Annotated in this window: 17 protein-coding genes and 1 pseudogene; 2 read left to right on the top strand and 16 right to left on the bottom strand. The window is 57.8% G+C overall.

Features of this window, described 5'->3' with window-relative positions:
- Positions 1-18: 18 nt before the first annotated feature.
- Both RGV33_RS19285 and RGV33_RS19290 read left to right on the top strand, forming a co-directional pair.
- Entirely contained in the window at positions 19-705 is a 687-nt protein-coding gene (locus RGV33_RS19285; RefSeq protein WP_322145659.1) for a winged helix-turn-helix domain-containing protein, read from the top strand.
- Positions 706-929: 224 nt separating this feature from the next.
- On the top strand, positions 930-2,324 hold the full coding sequence (locus RGV33_RS19290; RefSeq protein WP_322145660.1) for an undecaprenyl-phosphate glucose phosphotransferase: 1,395 nt from the start codon (positions 930-932) through the stop codon (positions 2,322-2,324).
- A gap of 285 nt (positions 2,325-2,609) precedes the next feature.
- Here the strand turns inward: RGV33_RS19290 and RGV33_RS19295 are convergent, their stop codons facing one another.
- The 16 genes and pseudogenes from RGV33_RS19295 to RGV33_RS19370 form a co-directional block, all read right to left on the bottom strand.
- Positions 2,610-4,700: a YjbH domain-containing protein gene (locus RGV33_RS19295; protein WP_322145661.1), complete on the bottom strand. Its 2,091-nt coding sequence runs from the start codon at positions 4,698-4,700 to the stop codon at positions 2,610-2,612.
- Entirely contained in the window at positions 4,697-5,464 is a 768-nt protein-coding gene (locus RGV33_RS19300) for a capsule biosynthesis GfcC family protein (RefSeq protein WP_322145662.1), read from the bottom strand. Before RGV33_RS19300 ends, RGV33_RS19295 begins: the two co-directional genes overlap by 4 nt.
- Complete coding sequence (locus RGV33_RS19305) at positions 5,461-6,120, bottom strand: YjbF family lipoprotein (protein WP_322145663.1); 660 nt, start codon at positions 6,118-6,120, stop codon at positions 5,461-5,463. The genes RGV33_RS19300 and RGV33_RS19305 overlap by 4 nt, the downstream gene beginning before the upstream one ends.
- 14 nt (positions 6,121-6,134) lie before the next feature.
- On the bottom strand, positions 6,135-7,247 hold the full coding sequence (locus RGV33_RS19310) for a polysaccharide biosynthesis/export family protein (protein ID WP_322145664.1): 1,113 nt from the start codon (positions 7,245-7,247) through the stop codon (positions 6,135-6,137).
- 87 nt (positions 7,248-7,334) lie between these two features.
- Positions 7,335-7,619, bottom strand: coding sequence for a hypothetical protein (locus RGV33_RS19315; protein WP_322145665.1), 285 nt, complete (start codon positions 7,617-7,619; stop codon positions 7,335-7,337).
- Between the two features lie 178 nt (positions 7,620-7,797).
- Positions 7,798-9,141, bottom strand: a complete 1,344-nt coding sequence (locus RGV33_RS19320; protein ID WP_322145666.1) for a UDP-glucose/GDP-mannose dehydrogenase family protein — start codon at positions 9,139-9,141, stop codon at positions 7,798-7,800.
- A gap of 12 nt (positions 9,142-9,153) precedes the next feature.
- Positions 9,154-10,580, bottom strand: a pseudogene (locus RGV33_RS19325) (mannose-1-phosphate guanylyltransferase/mannose-6-phosphate isomerase).
- Positions 10,581-10,634: 54 nt separating this feature from the next.
- On the bottom strand, positions 10,635-11,111 hold the full coding sequence (locus tag RGV33_RS19330; RefSeq protein WP_322145667.1) for a glycosyltransferase: 477 nt from the start codon (positions 11,109-11,111) through the stop codon (positions 10,635-10,637).
- Positions 11,112-11,510 carry a polysaccharide biosynthesis protein gene (locus RGV33_RS19335; RefSeq protein ID WP_322145668.1) on the bottom strand — a complete coding sequence of 133 codons (399 nt, stop codon included), beginning with the start codon at positions 11,508-11,510 and terminating at the stop codon, positions 11,112-11,114.
- Positions 11,511-11,602: 92 nt separating this feature from the next.
- The gene (locus tag RGV33_RS19340) at positions 11,603-12,565 is read right to left on the bottom strand and encodes a glycosyltransferase family 1 protein (protein ID WP_322148706.1); all 963 of its coding nucleotides are present in this window, start codon (positions 12,563-12,565) and stop codon (positions 11,603-11,605) included.
- A 53-nt stretch (positions 12,566-12,618) separates the two neighbouring features.
- Entirely contained in the window at positions 12,619-13,161 is a 543-nt protein-coding gene (locus tag RGV33_RS19345; protein WP_322145669.1) for an acyltransferase, read from the bottom strand.
- Positions 13,162-14,007, bottom strand: a complete 846-nt coding sequence (locus tag RGV33_RS19350; protein ID WP_322145670.1) for a polysaccharide lyase — start codon at positions 14,005-14,007, stop codon at positions 13,162-13,164.
- A gap of 15 nt (positions 14,008-14,022) precedes the next feature.
- A complete protein-coding gene (locus tag RGV33_RS19355; RefSeq protein WP_322145671.1) occupies positions 14,023-15,174 on the bottom strand; it encodes a polysaccharide pyruvyl transferase family protein in 1,152 nt (383 codons plus the stop codon).
- Positions 15,171-16,631: an oligosaccharide flippase family protein gene (locus RGV33_RS19360; protein WP_322145672.1), complete on the bottom strand. Its 1,461-nt coding sequence runs from the start codon at positions 16,629-16,631 to the stop codon at positions 15,171-15,173. The genes RGV33_RS19355 and RGV33_RS19360 overlap by 4 nt, the downstream gene beginning before the upstream one ends.
- Positions 16,628-17,899, bottom strand: coding sequence for a DUF6369 family protein (locus tag RGV33_RS19365; RefSeq protein ID WP_322145673.1), 1,272 nt, complete (start codon positions 17,897-17,899; stop codon positions 16,628-16,630). Before RGV33_RS19365 ends, RGV33_RS19360 begins: the two co-directional genes overlap by 4 nt.
- 128 nt (positions 17,900-18,027) lie before the next feature.
- Positions 18,028-20,256, bottom strand: coding sequence for a polysaccharide biosynthesis tyrosine autokinase (locus tag RGV33_RS19370; RefSeq protein WP_322145674.1), 2,229 nt, complete (start codon positions 20,254-20,256; stop codon positions 18,028-18,030).
- Positions 20,257-20,258 lie beyond the last annotated feature (2 nt).

Raw genomic sequence — 20,258 nt, forward strand, 5'->3', positions numbered from 1 at the left:
CTGGAATCGGTGAATGCCATGAGTTCTCTGAAGAAACACACATTTACATCGACGCACCCGTCCATTGCGCTACATGATTTCACGCCCAGCCTGGCCTTTTTACATTACGACATTGATAGCGGGCCACTGGTCGAAACCACAGAGAAGCCGTCAGACGCCTCAACCAGTTCCTACGCGGTTACCAACGAGCAAAATTTCAACCGGTGGCTCAGTAACTATGTCGCCGCAAAAAGACTCTACGAGGCTAATAACCGTTTAACCCGGCAACTTTACGACGCCGCCAAAATCCCTAAACTCACCGCACTGAAGTCCGACCCTGCGCCCCACGAGTTAACTGGCCCCGCCGCCGAAAACGCCACTTCCGTACCGGCCTTGCGCACCCCGGATGTGTGGCTACTTACCCAACAGGACCGAGCGCTGGTAAAAGGCGGGCTGCGTATTTCGTTGACCACCATAGAGTCGGCACTGATTAAAAAAATGCTGCACCATGAAGAACGCGTCGTCAGCAAGGAAGAACTTATTCGCAATATCGGACGTGAGCCCGACCTTTATCGCGGCCTCGAAATGTGCCTCAGCCGGTTACAGGACAAGTTCAAACGCGTGAACGATGGCGAGCGGTTGTTCAGGGCGGTACGCAACCGTGGCTATTGCCTGACTCAAAAAATAAAAAGCCCCTTGAGCCACCGCGGCAACGCAGTCGAATAATAATAATTTCATAAATATTACACATCACCCTGCCTATTAAAATCCTTTTCCAAACTGCCATTTTATAACAACATGCCCGCGTTATAAGTCGTCAGCCGTTGCTCCCTGCCATTCATTACTATCACTACGCACGCCTGCGCGTGCGCCTGCCATTTGATAGTCATTAAAACCACGCCTCGCTTTAACCTGCCGGCACGTGAGTGGATACCACAGGGAGCAGAAGTATGCTTAACAACAGAAGAATGCACCGTCACCTTACACCCAAGGGCCTCACCTTTTGGGGGCAGTGGGCTATCGCCTTGAGTTTGGTCGTTGTACTTTTGTTTTCACTGGTACTGTTCAAGACCGGGCAACTGGAATCTCACTACCGGATATTGGCAGCCATTACAATACTGGCCTCTATCCCGGCCTATATGTTATGTGACGTCTATAGCAAAAAAGATGATTTTTTTGTTGGGCTGGGACGGTTATTCAGCGGCTGGTTATTGACCATGGGCATATTGTCGGCGGTTGGCGTTGCCTGCAATGCCGGCTCGCTGTTTCCCTTGGAGATCCTGCTACTCTGGGCCGCCGTCAGCTATCCACTACTAGCACTTTGCTACATTCCGATCCACAGTCTATCCAGGTATTACCACCGGCAACTTCACGCGCGCCAGAAATCGCTGATTATTGGTACGGGAAAACTTGCAACCGACTTGGCCAACACGCTTGCCAGGCAAAAACGCTCCCCTCTGGTTGGCCTTGTAGGGCCCGGCACCGCTTTGCCGCAAAACAGCACACAACCGCAGGTTATCGGGGACTTGCCCGATCTTCCGACGCTGATCAAACAGCACGGTATTCGTCGGCTGTATATCACTCACACCCTGCAGGAAGCGACGCACATCGAGGCGCTGTACCTCAACCTGCTCGAGATCAGCGTGGACGTGATCTGGGTGCCCGACCTCAATAACATGCTGCTGCTCAATCACAGCGTGGCCGAGGTAGATGGCCTGCCCGCGATCTTCCTCAACGAAAGCCCACTGACCAGTCGTCCAACCGCGGCACTGAGCAAGTCTTTGCTGGACAAGAGCCTGGCGCTGTTGGCGATCATGCTGCTCAGTCCGTTGTTGCTGCTGTTCGCCCTGCTGATCAAGCTCACCTCCCCCGGCCCGGTGATTTTCAAGCAGGACCGGCACGGCTGGAATGGCGAGGTGATCAAGGTCTGGAAATTTCGCTCAATGCGCGTGCACGACGACCATGAGGTACGCCAGGCCAGCCGCAATGACTCACGCATAACCCGCGTGGGGCGCTTTATCCGCCGTACCTCCATTGATGAATTGCCACAGCTGTTCAACGTGCTGCAAGGGCATATGGCACTGGTTGGCCCACGCCCGCATGCCGTTGCGCACAATGACTATTACTCGGGCAAGATTCGCGCGTACATGGCGCGGCATCGCATCAAGCCCGGCATCACGGGCCTGGCGCAGGTCAACGGCTGCCGTGGCGAAACCGAAACCCTGGAAAAGATGCAGCAACGCGTCGATATCGATCTGCGCTATATCAACAACTGGTCGCTGTGGCTGGACATCAAGATCCTGTTCAAGACGCCATTTACCCTGCTGTCCAAAGACATCTATTGACCCCGCCCTTCCCCGTGCCGCCACACCGGCGGCGCGGGGCACCAGCCGCCCTGCGGGGCGCTGCACTCCCTCCCCGCCAGCATCCCCTCGCCACACGCAACAACAGCGCCCACAGCAGCGCCTGGGCATCCAGGCCCACGCCAAACGGAGTAGAGGTTAGAAAGTGAGAAGTGAGGGCCGTGATGCGCCCGGCATTGCACCTGGCGCGTGACTGTTGTGGCCCACGCACTGCCCGGCGCATTTCGCACCGGGCAGTCAGTCAGCGTGTTGGCGAGTGCCGCAGCATCACTCGGTGATCTTCTCGAAGTTGTTGTAGAACAGTTCGCTGTCACGCCCGTCGGTCATGGTCTGCAGCGAGTAGGCGCGGTTCAGGCGGGCGCCGCCGTCACGGGTCAGTGGGGCCCACACGACGTTGGCCCGGCGCATTGTCGAGGTACTCATCAGCTCGTCGAACGGTACCGAAATATAGATACCCTTGTCGAAGCTGCCCTCGCCATATTCTTCCTTGGAGGCGGTGGTCAGCGTGACCCAGCCACCAAATTTGACGCCGTTCTTGAACTGCCGCGAGATGTCCACGGTGGTGCCCCAGTCCCGCGCCAGGTAACGCCCCACGCTGACCGCCGCCAGGGTGTCATAGGGCAGTTGCGTATAGCTGGTGACATGCCCGGTGATGGTCTGGTAATCGCGCAGGCCCAAACCCTGGTTGAAATCCCGCTGGCGCACGAAGTTCAGGTCCGCGCCCACCGACCAGTGTTTGCCTGCAGGACGAAACAACACCTCGCCCCCCACCCCGGCATACATCGACTCCAAATAACCGCCGTAGACCATGCCATACAGGTCGCGATCCAGGCGCTGCGCATGGTTGACCTGGAAGTTTGGCATCGTCACATCAGACGTCGTCATGTATTGGCGCAGGTCGGTACGCACCCGCGGCAACCCGCTTGGCGCGTCGTAGGTGAATTTGTCGTAGTTGTTCAGCAGGTTGGCGCTGAGCAAGCCGCTCCACCAGGTATTGCGGGTGAAACGGTATTGCGCGTCGGCGTCGGCGGTGAACTGATACAGCAAGCCGTCGGGGCCGCCGATGTTCTGTTTGTAACCCAGGCCGAGGCCATAGCTGAACGGTTCAAGTGGGGCGCTGTAGAGCGTGGTTTCCCGGTGGGCAATCGCCGGGTTGACTTCGGTGGCACGGTGCAGGTCCGTCAACGGCTGGTCGTTGTTCACCACCGCGCGGAAGGTCTCCCGGGGCACGCTGGTTTCTTCGATGGGCATGTCATAACGCTTGTTCACCAGGGTGAACCAATCGATGTCTTGATTGGCGCTGTTGTCGAGAATCCGGCTGGCGCGCCCCACGGCCTTGGCTGAATAGAAGTAGCGTTGCTGCTCGCCATACACCATCAGCTCCGAACCGCGCTGGGCAATGCGTTCCACCTTGTAGCCGGCATTCTGCTGCAAGCGATCGGAGACACTGGCCCAGTTGACCTGGTCGGCCGGGGTGGTGGGCATGCGCGCCGGCAAGGGTTCGGCGGGAGGGTCGTAGGTCTTGACCGGTGCCTTGCGGCTGACAAAGTTGGTGTGCAGGGTGATGCCGAACATCGCGGTATTGCCGCGCTCCCAGGCGGCACTTAAGTCCACGCTGTCGGCCAGCTTGTAGACCACACCGATATTGACCGGCGAATCCTGCTTGATCGGGTTGTCCAACGGCTCGTGCTTGTAGTCGTTACCCTCATATTCGAGTTTCAGGCTCAGGGGTTCCCAGGGCGTTTGGTAGGCAATCCCGCCAAACAACGAAGGCCGCCCCCTGAAGTAGGCATTGGAGTTCACGTCCCCTGCCCTGGCGACCACCGCAGTGCTCTTGGGCCGGTCGTTGAACTTGCTGCCAAACACCGACAATGGGTTACCGAAGTCGCCGCGATTACCCAGGTAGCCCCACGCGATACCGAGGCTGAAATCCAGGTTGGCATAGCGCTTGTTGGCCACGAAATATTCGCTGGAAAACAACCCGGTACCGCCGATATCCCGGGCGCCAAAGGCCACTTGCGGCGCCCAGTGGCTTTCTTCCCAGAGCCGTGCCTTGAAATCGATGGCCTTGTCCTTGAAGCTCTGGCTGCCGCTCAACGCCTCGGCGCCGTAACGGCGGTTGCTGATGGCGGTGTAGCGAAACGAACCCTCCAGCCAATCGAAGGGCTGCAAGGAAAAGCTATAGCGCGAGTAGGGATCGGTTCGGTTGGCATTGGCGCTTAACTCGCCCGCAGGGGCCATGCGTGCAGTGGGCGTCTGTAGCAGGCCCACGCCGCCAAAATCATTTTGGGTGTAGCGGGGTTCACCGTGAACCAGTCCGCAGGGCAGGAGCAATACAGCAGCAAAACGTAAATTCAAGGGTTCACCTCAGCCAACGGTTGAGTGGCGATAAATTCGGCCAGTTGTTGGTTGAGCTCAGGGGTGGGCGTCTCAAGGTCATCGCTGCGCACCGGCACCAGGATCCGGCTGCCGGGGGCGGCCACGATGCCGTCCTCCCGATTCCATGCCGCCACGCCCACTCGCCGCACCTGGCCGTCGGGCTGGATCAGCCACAACTCATCACGCTCGGCGTCGCCCAGCAGGGTGCAGTCGCGCACGTAATCCCGAACTTCGCGCAGGGCGCGATAAGGCACCTGGCAGGGCTGCGCGACCGCCCCGAGCACGTCCACCGTGGTGGGCCTTGCGGGGTACACAAGGTGGTCGCCCTCATCGAGCAACGCGTTGCGGGCGAACCCCGCTTCCACGGCGATCGGGTCCAGCACCGCCACTTGGCGGCCGGTGACGGGCAACCGCTCAACCTGCTGATACAGGCGCGCACTCAAGTCTGCGCGCGCTTGCTTGTCATCCAGCAAGGCGCCCCGCTGCAGCAGTTTGAGGTCGAACAACACGCCCGCCTTCAGGCGCGCCTGCTTACCCACCAACGACTGGTGCAGCCACGCGGCGCCCAGCCAGTAACTTTCGGCATTGGGTTGGGACACCCGGATAGCGTCCAGCAAACGCGCACCCGGCTTGACCTCGAAAGCGCCAGGGCTGCGTACATCGCCACTGACCGTGACGGCCGCCTGGGCTGCACCGGCGCCGATCAACAGCAGGCCCAGGCATAAAAGCTTCGAATACTTCACCGTACAGCCCCCCGATCAGGGCGCAACTGCACGATTTCCAGGGACAACCGGGGCGTCAGATACTGCTCGCTGCGCAGGATAAAACCGTCCTGCGGGTCGACCCAATAATGGTTGGTGGCACGAAAATCCAGGGTGGGCACATCCACCTGTTCGTCGATACGCAGCAAGGCGTAATCCTTGTCCAGAATGCGCAGGGTCTCGGTGCCCTGGGGGCTGAAACGGCTGTGCACGGCGATACCGATTCGGTTGCCGGCGTAGACGTCGATCCAGCGCGTGCTGGTATAGCCGGCGGGTAGATGCTGCAGGCCGCGCTTGAACGGCGACTCGCCGCTGAAGCGGGTGCCATCGAGGGCAACCCCCAGCCCGACGGTACGCACCACCAAGCCATCGCGCATCATCACCACCTGTTTACCGGAAGCGACCCAGAATTCCAGGTCACCCCGGCGGCGGGCCATGGCCATCACCCCTTCACTGGAGGCGGTGGTCACCAGGATCTGCGGGTACGGCACCGCATCGACCTGAGCGCGCGTCACGTTGAGGGAAGCGGGGCCGGAGACGGAAGTTTCGAGCGTGTACCAGGACGCCCTCATCAACGGGTTACACCCGCACAACAAGAGCGCCATCGATAGGCAGGCGCAGGTAGGCAAAATTTTCACGACAAGATAGCGCCTTATCTGCTGTTGACTTCACTGAGGTCATTGGCCGATCGGGCACCAATCCCAATGGCACTGGCGGTAGGCAGCAACTGGCTGATCAGGCGGTTCCAGCGCGTCACGCCGGCCGGCCCGACGTACACGATGTCTTGTGGCTGCAAGTCGAAGCGGGTAGCCAGCACCAGCGCGGAAGGCGACTGGGCATCGAGTTGGAACACCTTGGCCGGCTCGGTTTCCAGGTTGTCCGCACCGCGAATCACGTAGACCGCATTGCCGTTGGAGGTGGTCTGGTTCAAGCCACCCACCGTGCCCAGGGCATCCGTCAGGTTGATCGATTTGCCCTTGAAACTCAGCGCCCGGGGCTGGTTGACTTCACCCATGAGGTAGACGCGCTTCTGGTCGTTATACGGCAAGTACAACCGGTCGCCGCCCTTGAGGTAGATGCCCTGCAGTTGCGAGCCCTGGCGGTTGAGGCTGTCAAGGTCCAGCCGGTACTCCTGGCCGTCGCGTGTCAGCGTCAGGCCCGACAGGTCTGCATTGGTCGGGTCGATGCCGGCGGCGCCAATGGCCTCCACTGCGCTCAACGGCGTGGTGGTAATCGGCTGTTGGCCGGCCTTGACCACCGCACCGGTCACTACCACCGTCTGGCTGGCAAAGCGCAAGACGCTGACGTCGACTTGAGGGCTTTCAATAAATTGCGACAAGCGTCCGGCGATATAGGCACGCAACTCTTCGATGGTTTTACCGGCCACCGGGACATTACCGATATACGGATAAAACAGCGTGCCGTCGGGGCGAACCAGACGCCCGTTCGCGTCAATCTGCTGTTGCGGCCCGGACGGCGCCGTCAACTCGGGGTGATCCCACACCGTGATAAACAACAGGTCATTGGCACCGACGCGATAACCACCGGGCACATAGGCCAGCAATGCCGGAGGCACCGACTCGCGAACGTGCGTGGCAGCATCCATGGCAATCAATTTGGGGGTGATGGGAATCAACTCCACCCGGGTACTTTCAAGCGAGCCCTCACTGGACATTTGACCGGTGTCCATGTGTTGACCAGGCGAAAACATGCAGCCGTGCAAGCTGATACTTGCCAGCAGAAGAACAGGTAACCTACGAATCATAATGGCACTACGCTAGTCGAGGGCGAGTCTAAAAAAGATCACCCAGAAAGTACTGAGTGATCTAGGAACAACAAACGCTACGAGGGATTAGTTGGTACCGGTGGTACCACCTGTACCCGTGGTACCGCCGGTGCCGGAAGTACCGCCGTTGGAACTGCCGCCCGAGTTGGACGCGGCGGCTGCAGCGCCGACAACAGCGGTGCCTACACCCACCCCTTCACCCAGCGTCACACCGCCCACGAGCGGGGTGTCCAACGACAGGGACTCGCCTGCGCCGGTTGCCTCGCTCGCCGCCGCACCGACGACTTCAGCCGCCGCCAATGCTGCGGTACTTGTGAAAGCCAGCACGCCGGCCAACAGTAGTTTCCTCATATCAGACTCCTTCTCGATAGTTACCCCTTATAGAACTTCTAAATAAGGGAGTAATGATGGAACGCAGATAAACAGGCAATGAAAACTGCACAAGACCCTGCTGGATCACGCACTTAGCCTGCTCGAAATCATCTCACTTGTAGATACTTCAAACTACCAATGTTAATAATCGTCAGGGTTAAACAACGGGCCGCACCGACAACCCGCGACCGATACCGTAATAGTCGAAGCCATGGGCTTTCATGCGGGGTGGATCAAATATATTGCGGCCGTCAAAGATAACCGGCGTACTCAGTTTTTCTTTTATCAAGTCCAGGTCCGGGGCTTTGAATTCGCGCCATTCGGTCACTATCACCAAGGCATCGGCGCCCTGCAGCGCGGCTTCCTTGGTGCCCATGAGCAGCAAGTCTTCGTTCATGCCGTAGATACGCTGGGTTTCGGCCATCGCTTCCGGGTCGAAGGCTTGAACCCTGGCGCCCACGCTGCGCAATTGTTCGATCAATACCCGGCTGGACGCTTCACGCATGTCATCGGTATTGGGCTTGAAGGCCAGGCCCCAGATGGCGAAGGTCTTGCCCTCCAGCTGCCCGCCGAAGTGATGGTGTATGTGCCCGAACAAATGCTGCTTCTGGCGCTTGTTCACTTCTTCAACCGCTGACAACAACGTGGCCTGATAGCCGATCGACGCGGCGGTGCGCTCCAGGGCTTGCACATCTTTGGGAAAACACGAGCCGCCGTAGCCGCAACCGGGGTAAATAAAGTCGTAGCCGATGCGCGGGTCAGAGCCGATGCCTTTACGCACCGCTTCAATGTCTGCGCCCAGTCGTTCGGCGAAATTGGCCATTTCATTCATAAAGGAAATCTTGGTGGCCAGCAGGCAGTTGGCCGCGTACTTGGTCAGCTCGGCGCTCCTGATGTCCATCGTGATGATTTTTTCGTGGTTGCGGTTGAAGGGCTCATACAGTTCGCGCATACGGTCCACGGCATAGCTGCTGTCACTGCCGATGACAATTCGGTCGGGGCGAGTGCAGTCTGCCACCGCCGAACCTTCCTTCAGGAACTCGGGGTTGGAGATGACGTGAAACTCCACCTCAAGCCCCCGCGATTCCAATACTTCGCACACCTTCGCCCGGACCTTGTCCGCCGTACCCACCGGAACCGTGGACTTGTTAACGATGATCTTCGGCTCGGTCATGTTGAGCGCGATGGTGGCGGCAACGGACAGCACATACTTGATGTCAGCGCTGCCATCGTCATCGGGCGGCGTGCCCACGGCGATAAACTGCACCTCACCGTGGCGCACGCCTTGCGCGGCATCGGTGGTGAAATGCAAGCGCCCGGCATCATGGTTCTTCTGTACCAGTGCACTCAAGCCCGGCTCATAGATCGGAATAATCCCGCTCTTGAGGTTCTCGACTTTGATCGCATCGATGTCCACGCAACAGACTTCATGCCCCGCGTCAGCCAGCACCGCCGCTTGCACCAGGCCCACATAGCCGATTCCAAATACAGTTACATTCATTTCATTATTCCTTTAAACAAGCTCAAGGCGGCCATAGCGGTCTTCAAAGCGGATGATGTCGTCTTCGCCGAGGTAGGAGCCCGACTGGACTTCAATCAGCTCCAGCGGGATGCGTCCCGGGTTTTCGAGGGAGTGCACCACGCCAATCGGGATGTAGGTGGACTGGTTCTCGGTCAGCAGCACCTGCTTGTCCGCGATTTGCACATTTGCGGTGCCGGACACCACGATCCAGTGCTCGGCCCGATGGTGGTGAAGCTGCACCGACAGTTTGTGCCCAGGCTTCACCGTGATCCGCTTCACCTGGTACCGATAGCCCTGGTCCACCGAGTCATATTTGCCCCACGGTCGATAGACTTCGCGGTGGCTGGCGCTTTCGACCCGGTGGTTTTTAGTCAGCTCGGTGACGATCTTCTTGACGTCCTGGGCATGGTCCTTGGTGGTCACCAAAACCGCATCGGCGGTCTCGACCACCACCACGTCACTGATGCCCGCCACGGTGACCAGGCGATGGCTGGCGTGCACGTAACTGTGGGTGACGCCTTGCAGCAATACGTCGCCCCGGGTGCAGTTCTGGTGGGCATCCTTGGCGCCCGCTTCCCACACCGAATCCCAGGCGCCCAGGTCGCTCCATGGGGAATTGAGGATGACCACCGAGGCGATAGCGGTTTTTCCATCACCGCGTAATCAATCGACACGTTGGGTGCGTTCACAAAATCCACCTGACTGAGCCGGGTGAAGTCCTGGTCATGCGCCGCGTTGGAGAGCGACAGTTCGGCGGCCACCACGGTCTCGGGGCTCAAGCGTTCCAGCTCGGCCTTCATCACCGAGGCGCGAAACATGAACATGCCGCTGTTCCAGAAGTAGTTACCCTGGGCCAAATAGCTTTGCGCCGTTGCCAGGTCTGGCTTCTCTACAAAGGCCTCGACGGGCGCGGCGCCGTCGACCGCCGCCAGTGAGGTACGGATATAGCCGTAGCCGGTTTCCGGCTTGGTGGGCACCACCCCGAAGGTGACGATCTTGCCTTGGTTGACCTGCACCTTGGCCGCCGTCAGCGCCGCATTGAAGGCGCCGCTATCACCAATGACATGGTCTGCCGCCAGCACCAGCAGGATCGGGTCGTCGCCATCCGCCAGCGCCGACAGCGTCGCGGCCGCAATCGCCGGGGCGGTATTGCGGGCCGTAGGCTCCAGGAGGATCTTCTGCGGGATCAGGTCCAGCGATCGGCTTTGCTCGGCCACGATGAACCGGTGTTCTTCGTTACACACAATGATCGGAGGGCTGACGTTCTCGCCCTCGATATACAAATTCTTGATTCGCTCCAACGTGGCCTGAAACAAACTCAAGTCACCGTGCAGGGCAATAAACTGTTTTGGTTTAAGTGCTCTGGAAAGCGGCCACAGGCGCGTGCCTGAGCCGCCAGACAATATAACTGGGATCATAGCGATTACTCGATGATTAAAGGCAATAAGAGCTTATTGACAAGCAATCAGGGCTTAAGAGGTAAATGACTTTACATAACTGATCAACCGATCTCTTTCGGTAAAGTCCAACGGGCTTTCTGCACTGCTGTAGTTGAGCGCCGAATCAATCGCCGAAAAAAACCCGTCTTTATCATGGGCGATAAATACAGACGGAAGGTCTGAAAAGTTCTCGGCGGTATCGAACTGGTGATTATTGATATGTTCGCCCCGTCGGCTATCGCGCGGAACGATAACGATGGGTTTGCCCAGTTCAAGGGAGCGAATGATATTGCCCATGCCCGCATGGGAAACAATCACCTTTGAGGCATTGAAATTCTTGGAAAACAGCGGCTCGGCAATGGTCTTGTAGGCGGTAATACGGCCCAGGTCATTTTCGTTATTGCCCACCTGCGCCACAATCGGAACCTGAGGATTTGCGTGGCTCCATTCATTCAAGTAGCCGAGCATTCTTTCAAACGGTGCTTGAGTGCCTACGCTGCAAAATATCATTTATACGATCCTCCCTTGGTATTGGGCCCGGCTGTTTTGTGACAGCGTGGGCCACTGGGTGAGCAATTCATCGACAAAATAAACCGCGATTCTTCCAGACAAAGACAGCTTCTTGGGGTTAGCGATGCTGTCGATCCACAGGGTCTTTTTCCCCATGAGTTTGCCCGCGACCAACCCCAGCAAGCCCGGAGCGGCGCCCGTGGAAATCACGTATTTGGCCTTGCTGCGGTAGACGATCGCAAAGATCTGGCAAAAGCCCTTGATGATCTTCAAGGGTTCACTGCGGTTAAAGTCCGGGACTGGCGCAAACTTATGCAATGGGTACTGCGAGCCAATGCTGATATCGACGGTGGCGATGGTAACTTTTTGACCCTCGAAGGCCGGCAGCAACTTGCTCATTTGCACCCAGTGTCCACCTCCAGAACAAATCAATAAAACATCACTTGATTGACTCATGACGGTTCCCTTCCTGTCAGAATGAATAGGCATCATTAAATAGCGGCGGCAGTTCTTAACAATTGCGCCTGCCCTTCCCAGCGGGTAATTCGCTTGGCTTTGAGCAAGGCTGACTTTTCTTTATAGGTGTCTTGATTGGCGATGAGTTGCGAAACGCCGGCCTTGATGGACAGCGGGTCCAGCGTCTCCACAAACACCGCCGCCTCGGAAAACAACGAGCGCAGTACCGTGGTGTTCGAAAGGGCCATGGGCCGGCCGGCGCTGACCGCTTCGTTGGCCACGCTCAACTGCACGTTGTCGCGGGTGGTGAGGCCGAGCACCACATTCGCGTTGCACAACAACTGCTCGAACGTCGCTTTGCTGAGAAAGCCGGTGAGCTTGATGTTCCCGGGCAGTGAGGCTACGAGGTCCTCGCAGAGCTTGCCTTGATGCTTGCCGGTGATCAGAAAGTCGACCCCCGGCATTTCCCGGGCGGCGTTGATCACGATCTCGATCGGTTCATCGATATCAAACGAACAAGGAAACAGCACATAGGGCCTCTCGCGCTCACTGGCGGGCGCCGCCGCAAAGTCGCACGGCAGGTCTTCCAGGATAAAAATATTCGCCTCCTTGACCCCCAGGCCCGTCAACTCTTCCTTGACCTTGAAGTTATGCACGACCACCGCATCAATCCGATTCAACAGGGACACGGTGCCCGGAAACCCTATCCATTGTTTGCGCAACAGGCTGTTGTGGGCATCGGCAATAATCTTCAGGCGCCGGTTGAATACACACTTGTAGGCCAGCGCTATATGCAAGACCGGGCTCGGCGGCAATTGCACCCACAGCACTTCAGGCGCGCCGACCAACAGCGTCTTGAGGGTTTTGAACGACTTGACCAAATAGTCCAGTGGCCGGGCCGCTTTCTTCTTGAACTGGTTGGGCAGATGCAGAATGTCATACGCCCAATACTGCTTCATGGTATCGGCGCGTCGTTGATAGCCAATCCATGCAATCATTAATGATTTCACTTAAAAGTCCTGCATAAATAAGGGTGGGCACACGGGATGCTTTACAAGGCAAACCAGACAGGAAAGTCAGCGCGGTACAGAATGTTTTTATTTCGAGAGCGAATAGGTTTGGCCGGGTTGCCGCCCACGATCGAATAGGCTTCAACGTTGCGCGTCACCACACTGCCTGGATAAACCACCGCACCTTCACCGATAGTGACGCCGGGCATCACCATCACGTTGGGGAAGATCCAGGCGTTGTCTTCAATCACCACGGGCTTGCCGACCAGGCAACTCATCGGGTCATCAATATCGTGGCCCAGGGTATAAATCCGGGTGTTATGGGAAATATTGACGTTGTCGCCGATGCGGATGCCCGCACGGTTATCCAGGTAGCAGTCGTAATTGATCGTGCAGTTTTTGCCTATCGAGCAGTTGCCAAACGAGAACAACACCACCTTGCGGTGAACCGTGGTATTGGCGCCCACCCGGCACCCGGTTGCCCGCAGCAGAAAACGCCTCAGGTTGAAAAACAACGCCAGGCAGAGCAGCGTGTTGAACAGGGCCAAGGCGGCCTTCTTGATATTCAGTTTCAGGTGTTTCATCTAGTCGCCCTGCCCTGATGCATTTGTCACGCGCTGGGAACTCATCACAAAATTCCGAAAACGGATATGGGTACTGACCGGCGTGGCGAACGACGGGTTGTTGCCCCCGAAGAATGTCGAAAACAGCAAACCGTCGATGGTGATGTCCGGGGTGTCCCTGAACGTCAGCCCGGTTTCGGCGTGTACCAACTGTTTGTCGTACCAGATGGAAATCACTCCATCGGCCATGCCCGGCGTATTCAACTTCACGAGTTGTTCCAAGGTGTGCCACTGCCCGACGGTAAAGTTCCAGGCCCCCAGGCCTATTGCTGTCCCCCAGGTTTTACTGGTGGGCAGGTAGGCATAAATCGCGCCCGCGCCCTTTTCTTTCCAGATATAGCGCGTGGAAAAACCGTCATGGCCGTTAGGTATCTTCCCGCCCGTATTGCCGGTGCCCCCGTAGAGGCCCGGCAGTTTCCCGCCTTTTACAAAGTTGAAGTTCTTGTCGAATTTCAATTCATACGTCAGCACCAGGCAATCGCGCCCCGGTTGCGCAAGCGGCGACTTGAATTCAATGCCGCCGTAGGGCAAACCCAGGCGCACCATAGAACCCGGGTCGTAGGAACCGGCGGGAAAACGCACGGCGATGTCCTTGATCTTCTGGCTGTAGGCCTTGTTGGTCAGGTTGGCGCTGCCCTTTATGCTGTCCTGCGCCTGGGGACCGTTAAGCCTGTGGGAAATATCCGGCAGTGACGGGTAGATGTTTTTGATCGGTTGCTCGCAGCGGTCACTTGTCTCGGATGCGCCGCTCGCGGCCATCTGCACTGAGAACGCCACAGCAAGCAGTGTCGAGGCTGTCTTTTTCACGTCGGTAGCCCGCCTTTATTTTTCATCGACCCATTTCAAAAAGTCGTCGACTGCTTGTTGGGCAATGGACGCTCGCTGCGAGATCTCTTGCTTGAGGTGCTCGGCCATTTGCGCCTTGGATTGTCTGAATTCGCTGATGGTGCTCATGATCACCTCAGGGTTCGGGGTGCTGACCAACCGCGTGCCGCGGGGCAGCATTTCATGAACTTTTTTCAGCTTGTTTTCGATTTCAATGGCGATGGTCGGAAACCCCAGGGACGCCGGCAGGAGGACCCCGTGTGCACGGGCGCTGATAATCACATCGGACTCGACGATCAGTTTCGCCATGAAGCTTTCTGGCGTGTCGCCCGCCGCGTCCCAGCACAACCATTGGAACTGGTCGTACTTGTCGATCAGGTGCTGGTCACGTTCTTTGTAGAGCGACACCAGGCGCACCTGCTCGCCGCGTTTGGCCAGTTCGTCAGCCGCCTGCACCATCGCCTTGATGAACTGCTGCCCCTTCGCGTCGTGAGGCCAGTCGCGCAGGATGAAGGACAGGTACTTGGCTTTTTTGAGGCTGCCGACTTCCAGGTCTTTGCTGGAGATCCACAGATTGGAAAGCAGGCTGGGGTCGGTGTACACCTCAACGTCGGCCTTTCCAAACGTGTTGCAATGCTGCTGGCTGGTACCGTCGCGCACGGAAATATAGTCACAGCGATTGATCACGCTGACGGCGCGGTCCAGCAGCTTGCCGCCGCCGTCAAATGGGCCCAGGCCGATACAGAACGCCGCGAGACGACGGTGGAAGTAGATCTTGTCGACACCACCACGCATGCCGACATACAACCGCAGCAGCGTGGACGTCAGGTCCGTCTGGGCCTTGATGCTCTTGTACAGCCTGGCCACGATGCCCTGGCGGGCGGTGGCCGCTTTAACCGGCGGGATAAATGAGAAGAACTGGCCCCCGCCGCCCAACACCACCAGGTCGGCCTTGACCGGCTCCTTGATGTGCAGCCACTTGATGCGCGGGTTGAAGTTCCTGGCGATCTGCGGGTGATCGACCCCCACCGCAATATCCGATTCTTTAAAGCGTTTTTTCAGAATATTAATGACGCATAGCATTAATACGTCATCACCCAAATTACCAGGACCGTATGCCCCCCGGATATATACTTTGCTGACATTCATGCTGGGCTTCCATTTTCCACGGGGTCGTTAAACACGGCATTCAAGGCAAACGTCGTTGCAAGAATGTAGATAAATATCAACGCCAGTATCATCAATCGATAGACCATACTTTCAACGTAGGCACTTGAGATAAAACTGACAAAAGGCAATGCCCACAAGACCAATATCCTGGGAGAAACCAGCAACTCCAGAGGGAGTATTTTCTTGTAGACGAAGTACGGCAGGCCGAGCAGGAAATGGATGAACTGGGAGCCGATAAATGCCTTGGCAATCCCGACGGCGCCCTCCTCCCTGAGCCATAGAGCACCCGCGATGAATAACAGGCCCCACAGCACGTTACTCATCACGCTGAACCAGGCCAGGTTCATCACGATCATCTTTCTTGAGATGCCTGACTTGAATGCACTGAGCAGTGAGCCAAGAATCACCAGTGTCAACGTGACTTCAAAATCCCGCCCCAGGAAACTACTTCCGTAGAGCTTCGCCAATAACTCGGGAAACATGATCACCGGCTGGATAATCACCAACACCACTAACCAGCCCGACAGGAAGTTCAAGGCGTCCAACTTGCGATTCCTGCCGCCCAGCGCCGCCGCCAGCATCGGCACCAGCACCGAGCCCAATACCACGGAAACATGGGAGAAGATCGCGTTCCATTGCATGGCCGCGGCGTACATGCCCAGCGCCGCAAGCCCGTTGGCAGTTTGGGCCAGCAGCTTGTTCGCAAACCAGTTCATCGGGGCCACCATCAAACCCGTCAACAACACCGGCAGGCCCACCGACAGCACCGCGTGCTTTTCACTGATTGCGCCCTTGAAACTCAGCCTGGTGTCCCGGGCCTTGAGTATTTTCCAGCACGCCAGCGCGCTGAAAAATACGATCAACAATTGAGAACCGGCCAACCCCAACAGCGCGCCGTTCAAGCGGAACTGAACGGTGAGGAAATACGTCGCCGGGATCGCGACAATCGCGATGATTCCATTGATCGTCGCAATCGAGCGGTACTGTCCCCAGCCAGTCAGGCAGCCTTGAGTCCAGCCCGACAAAATAATCAGCGTGATGGTGCTCAACACAATCAGCGACGCTGCGTTCAGGCTGTCGGTCCCCAGGATGACGCTGGAGAAGAAATACGGGAAAAACAGCGCTGTCCCGATGATCAGCGCACTGAACAACACCGAAAAAATCAGCGTCAGGGCGATGCCCTTGCCGGTTTTCTCGGCGCTCAGGTCCTTGAACTGCCCGATATGTTTGGCCGTCGCCGTGGTGGTGGCCTGGGCGGCGACGTTGGCCAGCATCACAATCGCGCTCTGGATCAGGCCGTACTCACCAAACGATTGCGCGCCCAATACACGCGCAACCAATATCCCGGTAATCACCACCGACACTTTCGTGGCGACGGCGGAGATGAAGCTCCATGCCGTGCTCGACACGAATTTTTTCAACAGTGTGCTGTTCATCCGGCATTCACCTGCAGGGGCGTGGTTATCAGCGGCTGGCGCGGGCTGAGGATCTTTTTGCGTTGCCGGGCGGCGTGTTCGGCACACACCCGCAGGACGATGGCGCCATACGCGATGCCGATGGCATACGGCTGATAAGGCGTGGCCGAAACAACGAACATCACGCCCAAAAACACGCCGATAGAGACCGCCACCCGGCTGTGCATGTGCTGGGTGATCGAGGTGATGAATACGTACAACAGGTACAACCCGATCAGCCCGTATTTAACGAAGTAGGTTAAGTAAGCACTGTCGATATTTGAGTTCTTGTCATCCAGGCCGCGGTATTCAAACCAGGGAATTTCGAACGGCGTTCCCGCGCCCAGACCCACAACGTAATGCACCGGGTTCATGCCCCGGATCAGCTCCAGCGCGGGGCTGAAGCGCGTTGCCAGTTGCGCGGCCATGCCTTCAGACGACAAACCGTCATTGATTCGATCGGCACCGATCATGTTGCTGATGCCGATGAACGCCATCAGCACCACGGCGCCTGCCAGGGCGGCCCCGAACATGCGCGCAGGCTTTTGATATTGGTGAATGATGATCGCCGCAAACACCGCCACGAAGATGAACCGTGAGTTGGCGATAAACAAACAGATGAGCGAGGTCGCCAGACAGAGGCGTGCGAGCTTTTTTCGCTGTTCAAACAGGCGTGGTTCGATGAAGTAATAGATCAGGTAGGCCACCGCTGCGTAAGTGCCCCCATCAAGATACCGATAGGCGTTTTCTTCGTAGTAGACGTCCTGAAACTTGTACAGCCCCAAGCGTAACCAGGCGATGTCCAGCACGTTGAACGCCGTCATCGCGATCAACAGCTTCAGCACCGTTTGCAACTTCAGGGTTTTTGCGGCGAGGGTCGCGATATTCGTCAGCACGATAAACGACAGGATCATGATAAAAGGCCGAACATCCTTCAGCAGGTACTTGTTCGAGGACTCCAGCAGGCCGCAGGCGAGCAGCACCACATACAGCCCGCACCCGAAGAGCAGCCCGCCCGGCGCCGTCAGTTGGCTCTTCTGCGTGAGCACCTGGCGGATCAGCAACGCACCCAGCCCGCCCACGATGTAGAAGTCAAAGAAGTAGATTCCCTTGAGGGAAATTATTTCGCTGTAGGAGTTGCCGGTAGGAATCACCGACAGCATCACCCCGAACAGCACAATGGAGTACTTCGCACTTTTGACCGCCAGCAAACCCGCCGACAGCGCGATTAGGGATAACAGGTAAAACATGGCTGGGTATTCTTCATGCGTATGTTGAATTTGGCACGCTACCGCCCCAGGATTTTTCGTTCATTTCCTGAAAACGTGGCGTCTAGCCTGCGGTTACTGCGCAGGACGCTGGGGCGCAACGATTTGGATCAGCTTCGATCGGCCTGGTACTCGTACTGGTAATACCCATAGTTGCCGTAGCCATAGCGGGCGGAGGCTTTCTTTTCGACGCCGTTGAAGATCGCGCCCCTGAGCGTGATGCCGTTTTGGGCGAACCGGCGCAGGGTGTGTTCGATCTCTTTGGCCGGGTTCAGGCCGTAGCGCGTCACGATCAGGTTGGTGCCCGACTGCCTTCCTACGATCGCCGCGTCGGTTACGGCCAACAGCGGCGGTGTATCCAGAATCACCAGGTCATAACGTGCGCTGACTTGCGACAACAGCTGGGTCAGGTTGCGGTGCATCAACAACTCAGAGGGGTTGGGCGGTATCTGCCCACGGCTGATGAAGTCGAGGTTTTCAACGCCGGTTTTGTGAATGGCAGTTTCGAGGGTGCACTGATTGGAGAGGACGTCCGAGAGCCCATCCTGGGCAGGCACGCCCAACACCTTGTGCAGGTAGCCCCGGCGCATATCCACGTCGATCAACAATACGCGCTGCCCGGTTTGCGCGATCACCGCGGCCAGGTTGACCGAGACGAAGGTTTTACCCACCTCGGGGCTGGGGCCCGAGATCATGATCCGGTTATTCGGCGCCTCGAGCATCGCGAAGTGCAGGCTGGTGCGCAAACTGCGCAAGGCCTCCACTGCCAGGTCTGTGGGGTGACTGATAGCCAGCAATGAAGAACCGGCATCGGTACGCCCACGGGCGCGGGAAATTTTGTCTTCTTCACCCTTTTGCAGCGTGCTGTAGGGAATCGATGCATACACCGGCAACCCCAATTGCTCGATGGCCTCGGGGCTCTCCAGGCCCCGGTTCAGCGCCTTGCGCAGCAGCACCAGCGCCACGGCCAGGAAACCGCCCAGCAGCGTGGCGATCAACACGATCAAGATCTTTTTCGGCTTGATCGGCTTGAGGTAATTGACGTCTGCGGTGTCGATCAGGCGCACGTTGCCCACGGTGCCCGCGCGCATCACATCCAGCTCCTGGGACTTGTTGAGCAACTGGGTATAAATGGCCGTACCCACCTCGACATCCCGGGTGAGGCTCAACAGTTCCTGCTGAGTGGAGGGCAGGCTCTCTACCCGGCTCGCCAGGCTATGTTGCTTGCTGGTCAGCTCGCCGATCTGGGTGAGCAACGCGCGATACGCGGGGTGCTGGCGGGTGAACTTGCGGTCCATCTCGGCCTGCTGCAGCTTCAACTCGGAGATGCTGGTATCGAGCCCCACGATCTGGTCGAGAATCGCTTTGGTTTCGAGGGTGATGTCCACTGACTTGCTACGGGTCTGGTATTCATTCAAGGCCTTGCCGGCTTTTTCCAGGTCCTTTTTGACCTGCGGCAATTGTTCCTTGAGAAACGCCAGGCTTTGCGCCGCCTCAGCCGAGGTACGCTCCACGTTTTGGCGCACGTAGATGGCCGCGATCTGATTGAGGATGTTGATCGCCTGGTCCGGGTCGGTGCTTTCCAGCGCGAGCCCGATCATGCCCGACTCTTTACCTCGCTCGACCACGTCCAGGTTCTCCTGGTAGTCGAGGATGCTGGTCAGGCGCGCATTGCGCATCACCCGAAAACGCGTGCCAGGCCTGGCGTGCAGTTCTTCAATCTGAAACGCAAGGCCATTTTTCTCGAACAGTTGCCCCGCCTCGCCGGCCGCCAACACCTGGTCATCTTCATCCACCAAGGTGAACTGCGCGTGTTCACCCACGGTCAGGGTCAGCTTCTTGCCCAGTTGCCCGTCGGGTAAGTCCAGCTTGAATATTTTCAGCGACTCGCCACCCCAGGCGAAACTGTCCAGGCCCAGCAGGGGCTCGGCGACTGCACCGGGGTTGGCCTTCTGGAAGCGGCGCGCCAGGAATTCACCCACCACCGGGAAGTACATCGGCTGTACAACAACATCGAGTTTCAGGTTGTCGACGGTTTTGCCAATCACGTAGCGGGACTGGATCAGCTCAATCTCGGTGGCCGACGGCGACTCCTTGCCCAGCATGCCGCCGATGTCCGAAAAGCCCAGCAAGTCGTTCTTTTTCGCTTCAACCTGCAACAGGGCATTCGCCTGGTAGACCGGGGTCGCCAACACCGCATACGCGGCGCCCGTAACCATAAAGGCGCCGGTAATCGCCGCGATCAACCACTTGTGGTCGATCAGTGTTCCAAACAGACCAAGGAGATCAATCTCCTCGTTTTCGTCTTCCTGTGCGGTGATTGCTGGCGCTTGCTGCATAA

This window comes from Pseudomonas sp. Bout1, from assembly GCF_034314165.1.
Taxonomy (GTDB): Bacteria; Pseudomonadota; Gammaproteobacteria; order Pseudomonadales; family Pseudomonadaceae; genus Aquipseudomonas.

What these genes read in the sequence shown, in the direction of transcription:
- RGV33_RS19285 (WP_322145659.1), top strand. Translation starts at nt 19, where the DNA reads ATGAGTTCTCTGAAGAAACACACATTTACATCGACGCACCCGTCCATT.
- RGV33_RS19290 (WP_322145660.1), top strand. Translation starts at nt 930, where the DNA reads ATGCTTAACAACAGAAGAATGCACCGTCACCTTACACCCAAGGGCCTC.
- RGV33_RS19310 (WP_322145664.1), bottom strand. Translation starts at nt 7,247, where the DNA reads ATGATTCGTAGGTTACCTGTTCTTCTGCTGGCAAGTATCAGCTTGCAC.
- RGV33_RS19315 (WP_322145665.1), bottom strand. Translation starts at nt 7,619, where the DNA reads ATGAGGAAACTACTGTTGGCCGGCGTGCTGGCTTTCACAAGTACCGCA.
- RGV33_RS19320 (WP_322145666.1), bottom strand. Translation starts at nt 9,141, where the DNA reads ATGAATGTAACTGTATTTGGAATCGGCTATGTGGGCCTGGTGCAAGCG.
- RGV33_RS19330 (WP_322145667.1), bottom strand. Translation starts at nt 11,111, where the DNA reads ATGATATTTTGCAGCGTAGGCACTCAAGCACCGTTTGAAAGAATGCTC.
- RGV33_RS19335 (WP_322145668.1), bottom strand. Translation starts at nt 11,510, where the DNA reads ATGAGCAAGTTGCTGCCGGCCTTCGAGGGTCAAAAAGTTACCATCGCC.
- RGV33_RS19340 (WP_322148706.1), bottom strand. Translation starts at nt 12,565, where the DNA reads ATGATTGCATGGATTGGCTATCAACGACGCGCCGATACCATGAAGCAG.
- RGV33_RS19345 (WP_322145669.1), bottom strand. Translation starts at nt 13,161, where the DNA reads ATGAAACACCTGAAACTGAATATCAAGAAGGCCGCCTTGGCCCTGTTC.
- RGV33_RS19355 (WP_322145671.1), bottom strand. Translation starts at nt 15,174, where the DNA reads ATGAATGTCAGCAAAGTATATATCCGGGGGGCATACGGTCCTGGTAAT.
- RGV33_RS19360 (WP_322145672.1), bottom strand. Translation starts at nt 16,631, where the DNA reads ATGAACAGCACACTGTTGAAAAAATTCGTGTCGAGCACGGCATGGAGC.
- RGV33_RS19365 (WP_322145673.1), bottom strand. Translation starts at nt 17,899, where the DNA reads ATGTTTTACCTGTTATCCCTAATCGCGCTGTCGGCGGGTTTGCTGGCG.
- RGV33_RS19370 (WP_322145674.1), bottom strand. Translation starts at nt 20,256, where the DNA reads ATGCAGCAAGCGCCAGCAATCACCGCACAGGAAGACGAAAACGAGGAG.